Raw genomic sequence first — 15606 nt, forward strand, 5'->3', positions numbered from 1 at the left:
AAAGGATTTTCATATCGGTGCAACGAAATCTAAAATGATAATAGAAAGGCTAATATTTGCCCTCTCCGCTATTTTTCGTTAAAGTGCGATTGAAGGAAAAAACCAGAAAAGGTGATTGCAATGGATACAGTAAAACTGGCAGAAAATCTTTCTTTTTCAAGAATTGTCCATGGTTTATGGAGACTGGCAGAGTGGAATTTGAGCAAGGAGGAAACTTTAAAGCTTGCAGAGCAATGCCTGGAGCTCGGAATTACTACATTTGATCATGCAGATATTTATGGGAATTATTCATGTGAGCGCCTGTTCGGGGAGGCACTGGCATTGAAGCCTTCGCTTAGAGATTCCATGCAGCTTGTCACCAAGTGTGGTATCAAGCTGCGATCTTCAAAGCGGCCGGAGCATACGATTAAACACTACGATACTAGCAAGGAACATATTATTGCAAGCGTTCATCAGTCTATGGAAAATCTGCAAACAGACTACATTGATGTCTTATTAATTCATCGTCCTGATCCGTTTATGGATCCGCATGAAACGGCCGAAGCATTTTATCAATTAAAGCAGCAAGGGAAAGTACGTCATTTTGGAGTTTCTAATTTTACACCCGCTCAATTTAATATGTTGAGCAGCTATTTAGATTTTCCGCTCGTTACGAATCAGGTTGAAATCTCGGCTGTTCATCTAGATACATTTGCGGACGGCACGATTGAGCATTGTCTTGAACATAGGATTGCCCCGATGGCATGGTCACCGCTTGCTGGCGGGAGAATATTTTCAGCCGAAGATGACCGGGCTCTTAGAGTGCGTCAAGCATTACAGGAAGTTGGAGAGGAATTGGGGGAAGATTCGCTGGATAAGCTTTTGTACGCATGGCTGATCAACCATCCTGCGCGAATCATCCCAATCGCCGGTTCGGGAAAAATAGACAGAATCCGACAAGCTGCAGAAGCTGTAGAAATTAAGCTGACCAGGCAGCAATGGTTTAAAATCTACACAGCTTCTCTTGGCAAAGACGTTGCGTGAACTAGCAGGACCGGAAAATTCCGGTCCTTTAATATTAAGGATGGACCGTCTTTTTTGTCCAGCTCCAGCGCCTAGCCCCTCGAGTCGCTTCGGTCCTGCCAATGAAGTCAAAGAACGACTTCACTGTCAGGCCCTCCAGCGCTTGTTGGGGCTGATCAAGGCGCTTGCGCTTTTCTTAATCACCGTTAAGGATGTCATGATTCCAACAAAAATAATCGTTATAAACGAATAGACAAATTTTTCTGCCCCGACAATCGGTAAGCCGCAGGTGATGACAATTCCGTCAATTAAGAAGATCAATACCCCGACGTTTAATGAAGTTGTTCTTGATAATAGTTGTGCGAGCAGGTCAGTGCCGCCTGTGCTTGTCTCATGCCGAAGCATCAGGCCGATCCCGCTTCCTACCAAAACCCCACCGATGATCGAGCTGGAAAGAATACCAAGAGAAAATGATGTATGAACAGCAGATAAAACATCAATAAACAAGGATGAGATGACGAGTCCGTGAAGACTGTGATAAAAATAGCTCCGTTCATATATCCAGGCTAAAATATATAGGGGAATACTTAAAATAATCATACTCAGGCCGGTTGGCCATCCGTAAAAATAATGGATAATCAGGCCAATCCCGATAATCCCGCCATCAAGCAAATGGTGCGGTATAAGAAAACCATTGATTCCCAAACCCAATAAAAAGCTTCCAAGCAAAACTGCCAATATTTTTTCCCGCAAATGCCATCACCCTAACTTGTCCTTCTTATAAAAAATATGAAGTGTCACTGGATTTAGAAGTGATGATATAAAAAAAGCTTGCCCTATAAAGAGCAAGCTACATTCATTAATGCGGCAAAAATGCAAGCTGATAAAAGAACAGCAGTGCGAAAATATAGACAAGTGGATGAACCTCACGCCATTTACCTTTTACAACCTTCAACAGCGGATAAGCGATAAAGCCAAGGGCTATTCCTGTCGCAATGCTCGAGGTGAGCGGCATGCTCAGGATGATTAAAAAAGCAGGAAATGCTTCATCAATTTCTCCCCAGTTGATGTGAGAAATGCTTCCGATCATTAAGCTTCCAACTATAATGAGAGCGGGAGCGGTAATGGCTGAAAGCCCGGAAACCGCGCTGACTAACGGCCCAAAGAAAGCTGCCGCAACAAACAATCCGGCAACTGTTAACGATGTTAAACCTGTTCGCCCTCCGGCAGCCACTCCGGATGATGACTCAATATAAGCGGATGTCGGACTTGTTCCAAAGATTGCCCCAACCGTTGTGGCAATCGAGTCAGACAGGAGCGCTTCCCGTGCTCGCGGCATCGTTTTACCCTTCATGAGGCCGGCCTGCTGGGCAACGCCGATCATCGTTCCCGTTGTATCAAAGATCGTGACAAGTAAAAATGAGAACACAACAGCATACAGGCTGTGCTGGATGACCTCGCCAATCGCTTCGAATGGATTGAGAACGATTAGTCCTTCCGGAAGTGACGGCAGCGAGACAAAACCCTGCTCAAAGGAGAGCTGCCCGGTAAAATAGGCTATCAGTCCTGTGACAATCATCCCGAAGAACAATGCGCCATTTACTTGCAAGGCCATCAACACTAATGTGATCGCAAGTCCTGTCAAAGCCAACAGCGCAGAAGGAGAATGCAGATCACCGAGGCCGACCAGATTCGTTGGATGATCGGTAATGATTCCGGTTAATCGCAAGCCGATAAACGCAATAAAAAGCCCGATACCGGCGGTGATTCCATGCTTTAAGTTTTCGGGAATCGCTTCGATCAGTTTTTTACGGAACGGTGTAAGTGATAGAATGATAAAGATAACACCAGCTAAAAATACGGCTGCAAAAGCGGTTTGATAATCAATATTGCCATGTGTTCCTACTACTGAATAGGCAAAATAGGCGTTCAAGCCCATACCGGGCGCAATCGCAATCGGATAGTTCGCAAACAATCCCATCCAAACAGTTCCGACTACCGTAGCGATGATGGTTGCCGTGAAAACCTGGTCAAACGGTACTCCAGCATCAGCTAAAATAACCGGGTTGACAATCACAATATAAACCATCGTTAAGAACGTAGTGATCCCGGCCACGATTTCAGTTCTGGGATTTGTGTTATGCTCTTTAAGTTTAAACATAATTAGACCTCCGGAAAATACGAACGATTTTAAAACTCAAGTATTATATTATTCGTTTTTAAGGTGGAATTCAAGACTCTATTTCAGTTTTGGTGAAAATAGCAGATTATAAACGTGCAAAATTACCGAAAAAGGTTGATTTCAGCGGCGAAGAGCCTATAATCGAATGTAAATTGATGTTATGGAGGTTGCATATGTTCCACATACTTCAAGCTTTATCAACGGAACAGCAAGTAGAGGTGTTAACGCGCAGGCTCATTCAGCTATTAAGCTATAACGGCACAATCGGGGAAACGGAAAAAGCGGACTTTTTAAAGGAAATAATCTGCTCCTTTCCTTATTTTAAGGAGAACGAATCGTTTGTATGGGAGCAGCCGATTTCAAACGATCCATTGGGGAGAAAAAATATTTTTGCATTGGTGCGTGGGCAGTCAGAGTGTTCGAAAACTGTGCTATACCATGCACATGTTGATACAGTAGGAATTGAGGATTTTGGAGCCCTGCACGATATCGCTCACGATCCTGACGTTCTCGAAGAATTTTTCAAAAGCTATTCGGCAGATGCAGAGGTACAGGCGGATGCCGGTTCCGGAAATTGGATGTTTGGCCGTGGTGCCCTTGATATGCAAAGCGGAATTGCCGTCCATCTTGTCAATCTGCTGCATTTTTCGGAACAGCGCGATCAACTCCCCGGCAATTTGCTTGTCTTGTTTAACCCTGATGAAGAAAGCCAGCATGTCGGGATTCGAGCTGCGTTAACTGAGTTAACTAGATTAGAAACAGAGCAAAACCTTGATTTTATCGCAGCCATCAACAATGATTTCATATCGCCGCTTCATAGTGGCGATCAGACAAGGTACGTATACACAGGAGCAGCAGGGAAATTATTGCCGTGCTTCTCCATTTTCGGGAGGGAAGCGCATGTAGGCGATAGTTTATCGGCTATTGATCCGACTCTGATTGCGGCCGAATTAAATCTGGCGATCAATGCAAATCTTGATCTGACCGAATATTTTCAAAATGAATTGACGCTGCCGCCCAGCTGCTTGTATTTAAAGGATGATAAACAGATATATGACGTCCAAACCGCGGTCAGCTGCGGCATTTATTTCAATCATTTTATTTATGAAAAATCACCTAAGGAGATACTCACCCAGCTAGTCGATGTGGTGGAAAACAGGTGTGAAACCCTTGAAAAAAAATTAGCACAAACCTACACAGAACATCGGAAGCGCAACGGGCTTCCCGAGCGCGAAATCTCTTGGGATATTGAGGTTATTACTTTTGGGGAGTATGTCGAAAAGCTCGAGGAAATGAATTTACACCCGTTAAAAGCGGTCGAAGCTGCACTGGAGCACTTTTCCGAAAAGGATTTAGATGAACGAATGCTTGCTTTTAAAATCGTGGAAGCCCTCCATCAATTGGATCCCGAAAAAAATCCACGCGTCATCCTCTTTTTCGCTCCTCCATTTCTTCCGGCAAACCGCTTACCGGTTGAAAGCAATAAAGGGCAGTCCTTATTGGCAACAATCGAAGCTGTGCTTGATGAAGTTCATCAAGAAACGAAAGAAACTTTTGAACTAAGAAAATATTTTCCTTATTTAGCAGACGGAAGTTTTCTTTCTTTTAACGGGACGGAAGAGGATATCAGCTCGATTGAAAACAATTTCCCGGCGATGCATAAGCTCTTTGCCTTGCCGCTTGGAGATATGAAGGCATTAAACATTCCGTCCATTAATTTAGGTGTATACGGAAAAAGCGGGCATAAGTGGACAGAACGAGTTTATAAGCCTTACACGTTTAAAATTTTGCCGCACTTGATTAGAAAGATGACGAAACGGCTTCTTGAATAGAAGGTATGAAACATGTTGCAGAAGTCCAAAAATAAGAGCAGTAAATTAACTGTAAGTATTGAAAATGGATAAAGGGACAAGGTGAAATGATGATAAAAGCAATTATTTTTGATTTTGATGGAACGATTATTGATACGGAATCATTGTGGTACCGGGTTTTTAAAGAAGTGCTCGAAGCAGATTACGGCGTTACGCTGCCGCTTGAGCAGTTTGCCAAAGTTATTGGCACGACGGACGAGCTTCTTTACGAATATATTAACAGCCAATCGGCAAACCCAGTGGAGCGTGAGGAACTAACGGCGAAGGTCAGTGAAAAGTTCACCAGCTACGAGGATGTTCTTTTATTGCGGGACGGCGTCCATGAGGTAATGGAAGAGGCCAGGGACCTCGGCTTGAAGCTTGCGATTGCTTCGAGCTCACACCGGGAATGGGTAGAAGGATTTTTGGAAAGATTCCAGCTTCACGGCTATTTTGAAACGATTAAAACGAAGGAAGATGTGTTAAGGGTTAAACCAGACCCTGCTTTGTATTTGGAGGCGATCAAGGAATTAGATGTTAAAGCAGAAGAAGCCCTGGCGGTAGAGGATTCTGTAAACGGCTCTTTAGCCGCGGTGACAGCGGGCCTGCACTGCGTAGTGATACCAAATGATGTTACAAGCTTTATGGCCTTCCATGAGCAGACGATTCGTTATGATGCCTTTTCAATGTTTAAAATCCGCGAATTTTTACAGCAAATGAGTTAATGGGAAAAGCCGGCGCAATCCGGCTTTTTGTTTTTGACTGCTAACATTTTCATGTTTAACCGGCTCCATAGACGGGCAAAAACTTAAGTGTTGGCAAATATTTGGCCAGCGATAGAAAGGAGATTAAATCAATTGCAAAAATTTCAATTAAGCTATTATTTCGAAGGTGATTTATCCGTTGCAAGAGTGATCGAAGCAGAGGATCAGGCAGAAGCGATCCAGCAATTAAAGGATAACACAGGATTAATCGAATTTACTGATTCTGAAGATACCTATCATTTTTTTGATACCAAAGATGTTAAATTATTTTCGGTCAAAAAAATTCTTTAAGAAATGTAAAGGCGTCATTCTATACCAGACTTGAAAGCTTTGTTTTTTTCACTAGAATGAACCAACAACGTTTTAGCCAGACGATCAGCGGGGAATAGGAAAATAACTACGGCATGGGCCGTTAACGATAAATTGGGCAGCTGGTTGCATGCAGTTGCTCTTTTTTTTTGCAAATTATGCTAAAGTAGAGATGGAGAAAACTGACCTAAAACGAGGGGGATTTTTCATGTTAACAAGTATGCATGACACAGTGAGTTTGAATAATGGCTTGAAAATGCCGATTTTTGGACTAGGTGTTTATAAAGTGGAGGAAGGAAATCAAACTTTCGATACGGTGAAAACAGCTCTTGAATTAGGCTACCGGCTCATTGATACGGCAGCTTTTTATGAAAATGAAGCGGGTGTGGGCCAGGCCATAAAAGAGAGTGGAATCCCGAGACAGGACATTTTTGTAACGACCAAGGTTTGGAACGATCAACAAGGCTATGATTCAACGTTGAAAGCTTTTGAGAACAGCCTCGAAAAACTTGGACTTGAGTATGTGAACCTCTACTTGATCCACTGGCCAGTTAAGGGAAAATATTTGGAAACATGGCGGGCGTTAGAAAAAATTTACCGGGAAGGAAAAGCAAAAGCAATTGGCGTCAGTAACTTCAATATCGATCACTTGAGAGACATCCTTGAAAACGGCACAGAAGTCCCTGCTGTCAACCAGATCGAATTGCATCCTCTCTTATCTCAGCAAGAGCTTCGCGCTTTTTGCCAGGAGAAAAACATAAAAGTGGAGGCATGGTCACCAATTGCAAGAGGAAGAGTACTGGAAGAGCCAGTATTGAACCAAATAGCTGAAAAGCATGGCAAATCACCTGCCCAGGTCATTCTCAGATGGCATTTGCAAAACGGCGTGATCGTCATCCCTAAATCAGTGAACCCGGCTCGATTACAGGAAAACGCTGATATTTTTGACTTTGAATTGAGCAATGAAGACATAGAAAAGATAAACTCACTAAACAAAAATGAACGATTTGGCGCCGACCCAGATAATTTTGATTTTTAAATGAGTCAATTTCACAATGTAACAAGCTAAACCGAAAAACGAATGAAGTTGTCTAAATTAAGAAGAGTATGCCGTAGGAAACGAATAATACTGTCTTGATTATAAATAACAGTTCGTTTTTCAGTTAAAGAATGCTTTTATGAAATTCACTCAAATAATACATAAAACCGATCATCAGGAAATTTTTTCTGCCCGCGATCGGTTTTTTATTTTTGAGCAAAATGCAGTTTTAGAAAGTTTAATACAGGGATTTGTTGGAATAGGAAACGTTTTATAACAAAACAGAAATATTAAAGAAAGGACTGATTTTTTAAAATTACATTGGAAAATTCTTCGAATGAGATTATCCGCGGTGTTATCCGGCCTGTTTTGATCAATATCGTCTTGGTTGTCATCAGCTAAATTTTCCTTACAGAGGTTTTAGCTTTTAAATTAGGTGGTAATGTAGGTGTAACAAGCAGTAATCACAAATTGAAAGGGAGGGCTTAGATGAGTGGAAGATCTAAACACTTTTTTACCGCTTTTATAATGAGTTTACTGCTTGTAAGCTGCAGCGAGAGTACGAAAAATGATATTCAGGATGCATCAGATGAACTGGAACAAAGCACGGAAGAGGCTGCCGAGGAAGGCGGGGCGGCTACAAAGGAGTTTGCTGAACACGCAGAGCAGGAAGCTTTGGCGGTGATGGAGACGATGAAGCAAGCTTTTGAGCTTGCAGAAGGTGAAGTGGAGGAAAATGTTCTCCAACCGGGCGATCGCGCTACAGCACAGGAACATCTTTATGTAGCAGTAACTCCAGAAGCGTATGATCAGCTGTATCAGCTTATTGAAAAAGCCGATTCTGAGCAAGTTGAAAAACTTCTTAAAGAAAATAAGCTGATTTATGTAAGTAAAGACGAGAAACTGGAAATCCTAGAAAGAGAAGCTATTAGAGTCAAGGTTGTAACAGAGTCAGGGGAAGAAGGATTTGCTCCTTCCACAATGCTTGACCCTGTTAAATAACTTATAAAAATATTTTAGACAAGGAGTGTTATTATGTTAGAATTTTTATGGGCACTAATTATTGGTGGTTTAATTGGTTGGATAGCAGGTATGATCGTCGGAAGAGACGTTCCTGGCGGAGTGATTGGTAATATTATCGCCGGATTCATCGGTGCATGGCTCGGTTCTGCCATCTTCGGTGATTGGGGACCAAGAATGGCTGATTTCGCGATTATCCCAGCACTAATTGGAGCAGTGATTTTGGTTTTCTTATTAAGCCTCGTCATGAAGAGCTTAAGAAAAAGCCGCGACTAGTTAACAATCTTTTCAAAAAGCTTCCCACTTGAGGGGAGCTTTTTGATTTTCTATAGTTCAAAAATATCGATACCTTTAAAAATCTGCGGTTCATCAATAAACGGCGCAAAACAAACGATTTCCTCAGCAGTAAATGGATGCGTAAAAGCAAGCTTTCCAGCATGAAGAGCTTGTCTTTGAAAAAAGGTATCGCCACCATAGAGCTGATCACCAGCAAGAGGATGTCCAATCGCACTGAAATGAACACGGATTTGATGGGTTCTTCCCGTTTCAAGCTGGCATTCAACAAGGGTCATGCGACGATCCTGTAAGATCTGACGGACTTTGAATTTTGTAACGGCTGGCTGTCCTGCAGGAGACACCCTTCTGCGCGAAGGGTGATGGCGGTCGCGGCCGATTGGCTTGTTGATGACTCCCTTTTTTTGTCGAATAATGCCCTCTGCCAGCGCAAGATAAGTTCTTTTGATTTTTCGTTCTTCGAGCATCCTGTCCAAAATAGAACCTGCCAGAGCGTGCTTTGCAAACAGAACAGCTCCGGTTGTATCCCGGTCAAGCCGGTGAATATGCTGGATTTTTCGAAATTCGCCTTTTGACTGTAAGTAGAAGGCAACTGCATTTGCAAGCGTGTCTTTCTCTTGTGCTGAATTTGGATGGGTATCCATTCCCGCCGGCTTGTTAATGACAAGCAGATGTTCATCCTCATAAAGCACTACAATATCAATAAAAGTGGGGGTAAATCCAAAATCTTCTTCCTGAAAAAGTTTAAACTGTAAGAAATCTCCTTTTGTCAAATGTAAATTCCAATTTGGGGATTCGCCGTTGATAAGAATGGTTTTCTCCATCCTCATTTGATGGATCAGCTTCTTGCCAGCTTTCCAATGCACCCGCATAAGCTCGTCTAATGTACGATCTTCCCATTCAGGAGGTATGGTCATTTTAAACCAATCTCCGCTGCTTGTCGTATGTAACATTTAAAGATTCTCCTTGAAAAATTAATTTTCGATTCAAAATAGGATTTTAGACGCATTAATTAATTTTATTCTTATTCCTTTTTTTACCTATATCATGGGTATAATTACCACCATAAGTGCCAGACATAGTATGTTATTCTAATCATATATTTTACGAAGTGATTACAAGGATGACAAAGGTGGGCTAGCAGTGAGGGTAGTTTTTGCATCGACTCTTGGACAGGAAGAAAAAATCAGGGAGCTTATTTCATACTTCTATTCAAGCGTATTTCCCCTTTATTTTTCTGATGAAGATATAAGAGATTTCGAGCGCTCAAAGATTTTACATACTACAGCAAGGCATTTTGAGTACTTTGGTACACTTAAAGAAGCTTACCGGGTCATCGTTTGCCTCCAGACATTAATCTCAATTCTGGAATTATCTGTTCAGGAAGAAAATCATCAAACTTTGTTCTGCAGAAATGCACGAATTTTAAATGAATTCAGCCTCTACTTTCCATTAACATACGGGCAGTTTTTCGAGGCAAAAAGTTTGAAGAACAATGTTTTTAGCATATATTCGAAAGCTGCCAATGAACTGTTAATTTAATATGCGAATGAAAACGCCAAACGCCTGCTGAGCAGGCGTTTTTTTATATTATCGACCAAATCTTATTTTGTATTTTCATTAAACCAGGCTTCAAATTCAGGTTCTTCATGGAAACCGGTGATTCTGGCCGTTTCTTCCCCGCCCTTGTATTGGACGATTGTAGGAGTCTCAGTAATATTATAATCATTCCAGCCATCCTCAAATTCAAGCAGATTAAACTGGACCAAGTCGATGCCCATTTCTTCTGCTAACGGTGCAACAATCGGAGTCGTCCGTTTGCAATGGGAACATGTCGGACTGTAAAAGTAGACAGTCACATCTTCTTTGTTGGCAAGCTTGTCCTCAAGCGCTTCAGGCAATATTAAATTCTGGTAGTTCGGATCATCAAGCTGACTGGCTGTCTCCGGATGCAGTGAGCTTTTTCCATACGGATTGTCTTCGACTTTCTCATTTTGCTGCATATAATTTAAAAACCAAATCGCTCCGAAAAGTGCAATTATAATCACTAAAAATACAACTACTTTTTTCACTTATGCTGCCTCCTGTTCTTCTTCCACATCAATAAGCTTAGTACAAAAATAATCGCAAACGCAGTTAATGCTAAAAATGGGATCGTAATGAATCCAAGCCAATTTATATACTGGCCGGTGCAAGGTATTCTGCCGCATGAGACAGCGCTGTCTGTCATAAACGGAATTTTTTGGATCGAATAGTGGTAGAGCGAAATAGAGGCGCCCACACCGGACATAACCATGGAATACAGAGCGATTTTATAATCCTTTTTCACAACCGCAATAGCTAAAATAATCGTGAGCGGGTACATAAGAATTCTTTGGTACCAGCAGAGAACGCATGGTTCATATTGTCGAATTTCTGAAAAATAAAGGCTCCCGAACATCGCGATGACCGAAGCGGCCCAGGAAATAAATAAATATGTATCACGGTAATCCTTTTTATTCTCCTCCATATGAATCTCCTCAAAAAGAATGTCATAAGAAATTATAAGTTTTCCTAAATTCATTGTAAAACAGAATGGCTTCAAATGGTGCGTGTAAATTTTACATTTTTGAAAAATACAGACTGATGAAATGGATATGAAGAGAAAATTTTAGTGGGGGAAGCAGACAGGATGGAACGATTCGCCAATTAAAAGACAGGCGCATGATATTTACAAAATCCAATATAAAAAATAAACTATAATGGAGAGGGAGTTCGGCTCGTCCGCAAGGGTTCGGCGTGAACTTTTCCTTTTGTGGCCAATAAGAAAGAGAATTGTCATAATTAGGCGTTTGTTTTTTGCAGGATTCCCTACATAAACAGCGAAAAATTAAAGAGGCATATGAAGAGGAGGACCTTATGAACTGGAAACAAAAGGCAGCACAATGGCTTGATTTTGCCGGGATGGACAGCAGTTTAAGTGAACAATTAGACAATATGGATGAAAAAGATCTCGAGGATGCTTTTTATAAGGATCTGGAGTTTGGCACAGGCGGTATGCGCGGTGAACTTGGAGCCGGAACAAACCGCATGAACATTTATACAGTGAGAAAGGCTTCAGCCGGGCTTGCGGCCTACATAGAATCAAATGGACTCGAAGCGAAAAAACGCGGCGTGGCGATTGCCTATGATTCGCGGCATAAATCCTGGGAGTTCGCAATGGAGTCGGCTAAAACGCTGGCATCAAGAGGGATTCAGACGTATGTATTTAAGGAATTACGACCAACACCCGAGTTATCGTTTGCAGTCCGCTTTTTAAATGCGTTTTCCGGAATTGTGATAACGGCAAGCCATAATCCGCCGGAATATAACGGTTATAAGGTGTACGGTCCTGACGGCGGCCAGTTGCCCCCGGAAAGTGCGGATAATGTCATCGCCAAAGTAAACGAAATTGAGGATGAGCTGTTTATCGAGGTCGACAGCGAGGAAACATTGCTCGCAAGCGGCCTTATTAAAATGATCGGTGATGAGGTTGACCAGGCATATTTACAGAACTTGATCACCATATCAGAAAACCGGAACATCGCATTGGAAACTGATGTAAGCGTTGTATTCACACCGTTGCACGGTACGGCGAATAAACCCGTTCGTGCGGCCTTAAAGGCGTTGGATTATAAATTGGTTCATGTCGTAGCGGAACAAGAATTGCCTGATCCGGAATTTTCGACCGTCAAAAGTCCAAACCCGGAAGAGCACGCCGCTTTTGAACTGGCGATCAGGGACGGACGTAAAGTTGACGCTGATTTGCTGATTGCGACAGACCCAGATGCAGACCGCCTTGGAATCGCTGTGAAGGATGAACAGGGAGAATATATAGGTTTAACCGGCAACCAGACTGGTGCGCTGCTCCTTGACTATATTCTCTCGCAGAAACAAGCGAAGGGGACCCTTCCGGAAAACGGAGTGGTTCTGAAGACGATCGTTACGTCAGAGCTCGGCCGTAAGATTGCCGCTTCATTTGGCCTTGAAACGATCGATGTGCTGACAGGCTTTAAATTTATCGCAGAAAAAATTAACGAGTATGAAAAAAGCGGTGAATACAAATTTTTATTTGGTTATGAGGAAAGCTATGGATATTTAATCGGTGACTTCGCCCGCGACAAGGATGCGGTCCAGGCATCAATCATGGCAGCCGAGGTTTGTGCCTTCTACAAAAAGCAAGGAATGTCAGTTTATGAGGCGCTAAATGCTATTTATGAAAAATACGGATTTTATCAGGAAGGCCTGCGCTCTTTAACGTTAAAAGGTAAAGACGGTGCAGAAAAAATCAATCAAACTTTGGCCTCTTTCCGTGCAATTACACCTGAACGATTCGGTGATGTGAAGGTAGCCGCGGTCGAAGATTATTTGACAGGGGTTCGCAAAGAGGCAGGCTCCGAAGAAAAGATTAATTTGCCAAGCTCCAATGTCCTGAAGTACTTTCTTGAAGACGGTTCCTGGGTCTGCCTGCGCCCATCCGGAACAGAGCCAAAGATTAAATTTTATTTCGGCGTAAACGGCACCGGCCTCGCTGAAAGCAAAGAAAAGCTTGCTGTGCTCGAGAAAGAATTCATGAAGCTGGTTGAACGAATTATGGATTCTCTTTAATTTTTTGAAAAAATCCAGCCTAAATAATAATTAAACCATCGGGAATAATAACACGGCCGCAAAAACGGCCGTGTTATTTCATTGGTGGATATTTTCCTGTTATGAAAAGTTGTACATCGGTGTTTCGGTGACGTCTTTTTCGGCTGTCCCATTAGCATGGTCGATGTAACGTAGTAAAGTGTAAAGCGTACTTTCAATCACTGTATAATCCCGCTCGAAGTTGTAGGCATGCAGGAAGTGTTCAATTTTTTTTGATAAAAAATGATCGTTTGTGCGAACCATTAGTATTAACAAATTATCCCATTCTGATCGGTGTGTGTAGTACAACGCCCTGTCATAGTCGACTTTCTTCATTTCCAGTTCCTCCTCTTTTTCAGGAGTTGAAATTAGTTTGCGGAAAAGCAGGTTTTTATTTCGCTGTAAATGTTGGAGTGCTTGCTGTGCCTGCCTGACTTTATCTGGGATGAATAAAACTTTATACATATGCGGATACAGCAGATAAATACGCAGTACATAAAAATCCTCTACGCGTGAAATGATAAGAAAAAAAGTGGAGGTTGAAATGAAAAAGTCACTGTTAATTGCGATGTTTACATGTCTGCTATTTGCCTTTGGCCCGTTCCATACAGATGCACAGCAACAGCCCGATTATGAAAAATATGGGAGGATCGCCACTGCTGTTATAAAGGAAGATTATCCAGGTGCAGAGCTGAAGGATTACCAATATCTTGGCCGTAAAAGGATTTCAGCTACAGATGTCTCAGATTCGTTTCGTTTTCAAGTAACCGAACAAGGAAAGCCAAAAAATCTTGTAGTAAACGTCGCCCATAATCTTCAAAACAAAAAATTGTTGAATTTAAGTGTTGAAGAAGAAAGATCATTTTAGGGCCCGTAATATAAGGGGGCCCTATTTATATCCATGATTGACACAGTATTTTTCACGGATAAAATCTTGCTCTAAAACTTCTCATTCCGTTCGGTTCCTCATACATTGTGGTAAGACGGAAAGGGGGAGTCACCGATGAAAGCAGATGATCAAAAGGCACTCGAGTATGCGATTGATGAAATAACAGAAATTGCAAAAGGGTTTGGCCTTGATTTTTATCCGATGCGTTATGAAATTTGCCCTTCAGAGATTATATATACATTTGGCGCCTACGGAATGCCGACACGATTTTCCCACTGGAGCTTTGGGAAGCAATTTTATAAAATGAAGGTTCACTATGATCTTGGATTGTCAAAAATTTATGAGCTTGTCATCAATTCGAACCCGTGCTATGCATTTCTGCTCGATTCCAATTCGCTGATCCAGAATAAATTGATTGTCGCCCATGTTCTTGCCCACTGTGATTTTTTCAAAAATAATATGCGCTTTCAGAATACGAAACGGGATATGGTTGAAAGCATGGCTGCGACCGCAGAGCGGATTCGCCGCTACGAAATTGCACATGGCAAGCAGGAAGTGGAACAGTTTCTTGATGCGGTTCTTGCGATTGAAGAACATATTGACCCCTCACTAATGCGACCAAAGCTTTCCTGGATGAACGAAGATGAGGAAGAAGAGAAGCAATCCACATCTCCATACGATGATCTATGGCACCTTGATGGAAGAAACAAGCCGGCTCCTGAGAAAAAGAAGCAAAAAAAGAAAGTGCCGCCCCGGCCGGAAAAGGATTTGCTGTTGTTTATCGAATCTTACAGCCGCGAGCTTTCTGATTGGCAGCGCGATATTTTAACGATGATGCGTGAAGAAATGCTTTATTTCTGGCCGCAGCTTGAAACGAAAATCATGAACGAAGGCTGGGCTTCATACTGGCACCAGCGGATCCTGCGCGAAATGGATTTGACGAGCGGAGAATCGATCGAGTTTGCGAAGCTGAACGCCGGTGTTGTCCAGCCATCAAGAACGAACATCAATCCATATTACCTCGGTTTAAAAATTTTTGAGGATATCGAGGAGCGTTTCAACAGTCCGACAGACGAGATGATGGAACGTGGAGTAAGCCCGGGATCAGGCCGGGAAAAAATGTTTGAGGTCCGCGAGGTTGAATCGGATATTTCATTCCTGAGGAATTATTTAACGAAGGATCTCGTCATGAGAGAGGATATGTATTTGTTCCAAAAGCAAGGGAAGGATTACAAAATTGTTGATAAATCATGGGAGCAAGTACGCGACCAGCTAGTCAATATGCGGGTAAACGGCGGGTTTCCATATCTGACGATAAATGACGGCGATTACTTAAAAAATGGCGAACTTTACGTAAAACACTGGTTTGAAGGAATTGAACTTGACGTTAAATATCTCGAAAAAGTTCTTCCGTATGTTTATCAGCTGTGGGGGAGAAGCGTTCATCTTGAAACGGTCGTCGAAGGAAAATCGATGATATTTACTTACGACGGTAAAGCGATTCACCGGAAATATTTATGAAACAGGAGAGACCGCATAGCGGTCTTTTGTTTTGCGCGTGCCCAGCAAGCCGTTAATTGCTAGTTGGTGAAAGTCCAACCCGAGTAAGTGTC

Annotated in this window: 17 protein-coding genes; 11 read left to right on the plus strand and 6 right to left on the minus strand. The window is 42.3% G+C overall.

Annotated features, from left to right (window positions below):
• Positions 1–120 precede the first annotated feature (120 nt).
• Positions 121–1023, plus strand: coding sequence for an aldo/keto reductase (locus CVD23_RS20190; RefSeq protein ID WP_101666992.1), 903 nt, complete (start codon positions 121–123; stop codon positions 1021–1023).
• A 126-nt stretch (positions 1024–1149) separates the two neighbouring features.
• Here the strand turns inward: CVD23_RS20190 and CVD23_RS20195 are convergent, their stop codons facing one another.
• Both CVD23_RS20195 and CVD23_RS20200 read right to left on the minus strand, forming a co-directional pair.
• Complete coding sequence (locus CVD23_RS20195; protein ID WP_101666993.1) at positions 1150–1755, minus strand: YitT family protein; 606 nt, start codon at positions 1753–1755, stop codon at positions 1150–1152.
• A gap of 106 nt (positions 1756–1861) precedes the next feature.
• On the minus strand, positions 1862–3163 hold the full coding sequence (locus CVD23_RS20200) for an NCS2 family permease (RefSeq protein WP_101666994.1): 1302 nt from the start codon (positions 3161–3163) through the stop codon (positions 1862–1864).
• Positions 3164–3357: 194 nt separating this feature from the next.
• On the opposite strand from CVD23_RS20200, the gene CVD23_RS20205 reads away from it, so the two are divergent.
• The 6 genes from CVD23_RS20205 to CVD23_RS20230 all read left to right on the plus strand — a co-directional run bounded on the left by CVD23_RS20205 (position 3358) and on the right by CVD23_RS20230 (position 8442).
• Positions 3358–5016 carry a M20/M25/M40 family metallo-hydrolase gene (locus CVD23_RS20205; RefSeq protein WP_101666998.1) on the plus strand — a complete coding sequence of 553 codons (1659 nt, stop codon included), beginning with the start codon at positions 3358–3360 and terminating at the stop codon, positions 5014–5016.
• A gap of 89 nt (positions 5017–5105) precedes the next feature.
• A complete protein-coding gene (locus CVD23_RS20210) occupies positions 5106–5759 on the plus strand; it encodes an HAD family hydrolase (protein WP_101666999.1) in 654 nt (217 codons plus the stop codon).
• 132 nt (positions 5760–5891) lie between these two features.
• Positions 5892–6089, plus strand: a complete 198-nt coding sequence (locus CVD23_RS20215) for a hypothetical protein (RefSeq protein WP_101579488.1) — start codon at positions 5892–5894, stop codon at positions 6087–6089.
• A 226-nt stretch (positions 6090–6315) separates the two neighbouring features.
• A complete protein-coding gene (locus tag CVD23_RS20220; RefSeq protein ID WP_101579487.1) occupies positions 6316–7146 on the plus strand; it encodes an aldo/keto reductase in 831 nt (276 codons plus the stop codon).
• Between the two features lie 489 nt (positions 7147–7635).
• Positions 7636–8148 (plus strand): hypothetical protein, encoded by a 513-nt coding sequence (locus tag CVD23_RS20225; protein ID WP_101579486.1) that lies wholly within the window; start codon positions 7636–7638, stop codon positions 8146–8148.
• Between the two features lie 33 nt (positions 8149–8181).
• Positions 8182–8442, plus strand: a complete 261-nt coding sequence (locus CVD23_RS20230; protein WP_101579485.1) for a GlsB/YeaQ/YmgE family stress response membrane protein — start codon at positions 8182–8184, stop codon at positions 8440–8442.
• 50 nt (positions 8443–8492) lie between these two features.
• Here CVD23_RS20230 and CVD23_RS20235 read toward each other — a convergent pair whose 3' ends face one another.
• Entirely contained in the window at positions 8493–9413 is a 921-nt protein-coding gene (locus CVD23_RS20235; protein WP_101579484.1) for an RluA family pseudouridine synthase, read from the minus strand.
• Positions 9414–9603: 190 nt separating this feature from the next.
• Between CVD23_RS20235 and CVD23_RS20240 the strand changes: the two genes are divergently transcribed.
• Positions 9604–10002, plus strand: coding sequence for a YhcU family protein (locus CVD23_RS20240; RefSeq protein ID WP_101579483.1), 399 nt, complete (start codon positions 9604–9606; stop codon positions 10000–10002).
• A gap of 62 nt (positions 10003–10064) precedes the next feature.
• On the opposite strand, the gene CVD23_RS20245 is transcribed toward CVD23_RS20240, so the two are convergent.
• Both CVD23_RS20245 and CVD23_RS20250 read right to left on the minus strand, forming a co-directional pair.
• Positions 10065–10532, minus strand: coding sequence for a thioredoxin family protein (locus CVD23_RS20245; protein WP_101666995.1), 468 nt, complete (start codon positions 10530–10532; stop codon positions 10065–10067).
• Positions 10529–10969: a disulfide oxidoreductase gene (locus tag CVD23_RS20250; RefSeq protein WP_101666996.1), complete on the minus strand. Its 441-nt coding sequence runs from the start codon at positions 10967–10969 to the stop codon at positions 10529–10531. Before CVD23_RS20250 ends, CVD23_RS20245 begins: the two co-directional genes overlap by 4 nt.
• A 389-nt stretch (positions 10970–11358) precedes the next feature.
• Here CVD23_RS20250 and CVD23_RS20255 point away from each other — a divergent pair, with 389 nt between their 5' ends.
• A complete protein-coding gene (locus CVD23_RS20255) occupies positions 11359–13086 on the plus strand; it encodes a phospho-sugar mutase (protein ID WP_101666997.1) in 1728 nt (575 codons plus the stop codon).
• A 99-nt stretch (positions 13087–13185) separates the two neighbouring features.
• On the opposite strand, the gene CVD23_RS20260 is transcribed toward CVD23_RS20255, so the two are convergent.
• Entirely contained in the window at positions 13186–13440 is a 255-nt protein-coding gene (locus tag CVD23_RS20260; RefSeq protein WP_101579507.1) for a YhdB family protein, read from the minus strand.
• A gap of 208 nt (positions 13441–13648) precedes the next feature.
• Between CVD23_RS20260 and CVD23_RS20265 the strand changes: the two genes are divergently transcribed.
• On the plus strand, positions 13649–13972 hold the full coding sequence (locus CVD23_RS20265) for a DUF3889 domain-containing protein (protein WP_101579479.1): 324 nt from the start codon (positions 13649–13651) through the stop codon (positions 13970–13972).
• A gap of 135 nt (positions 13973–14107) precedes the next feature.
• Complete coding sequence (locus CVD23_RS20270; RefSeq protein WP_101579478.1) at positions 14108–15514, plus strand: SpoVR family protein; 1407 nt, start codon at positions 14108–14110, stop codon at positions 15512–15514.
• Positions 15515–15606: the final 92 nt, after the last annotated feature.

The organism is Bacillus sp. V33-4 (assembly GCF_002860225.1).
GTDB lineage: Bacteria > Bacillota > Bacilli > Bacillales > Cytobacillaceae > Bacillus_BJ > Bacillus_BJ canaveralius.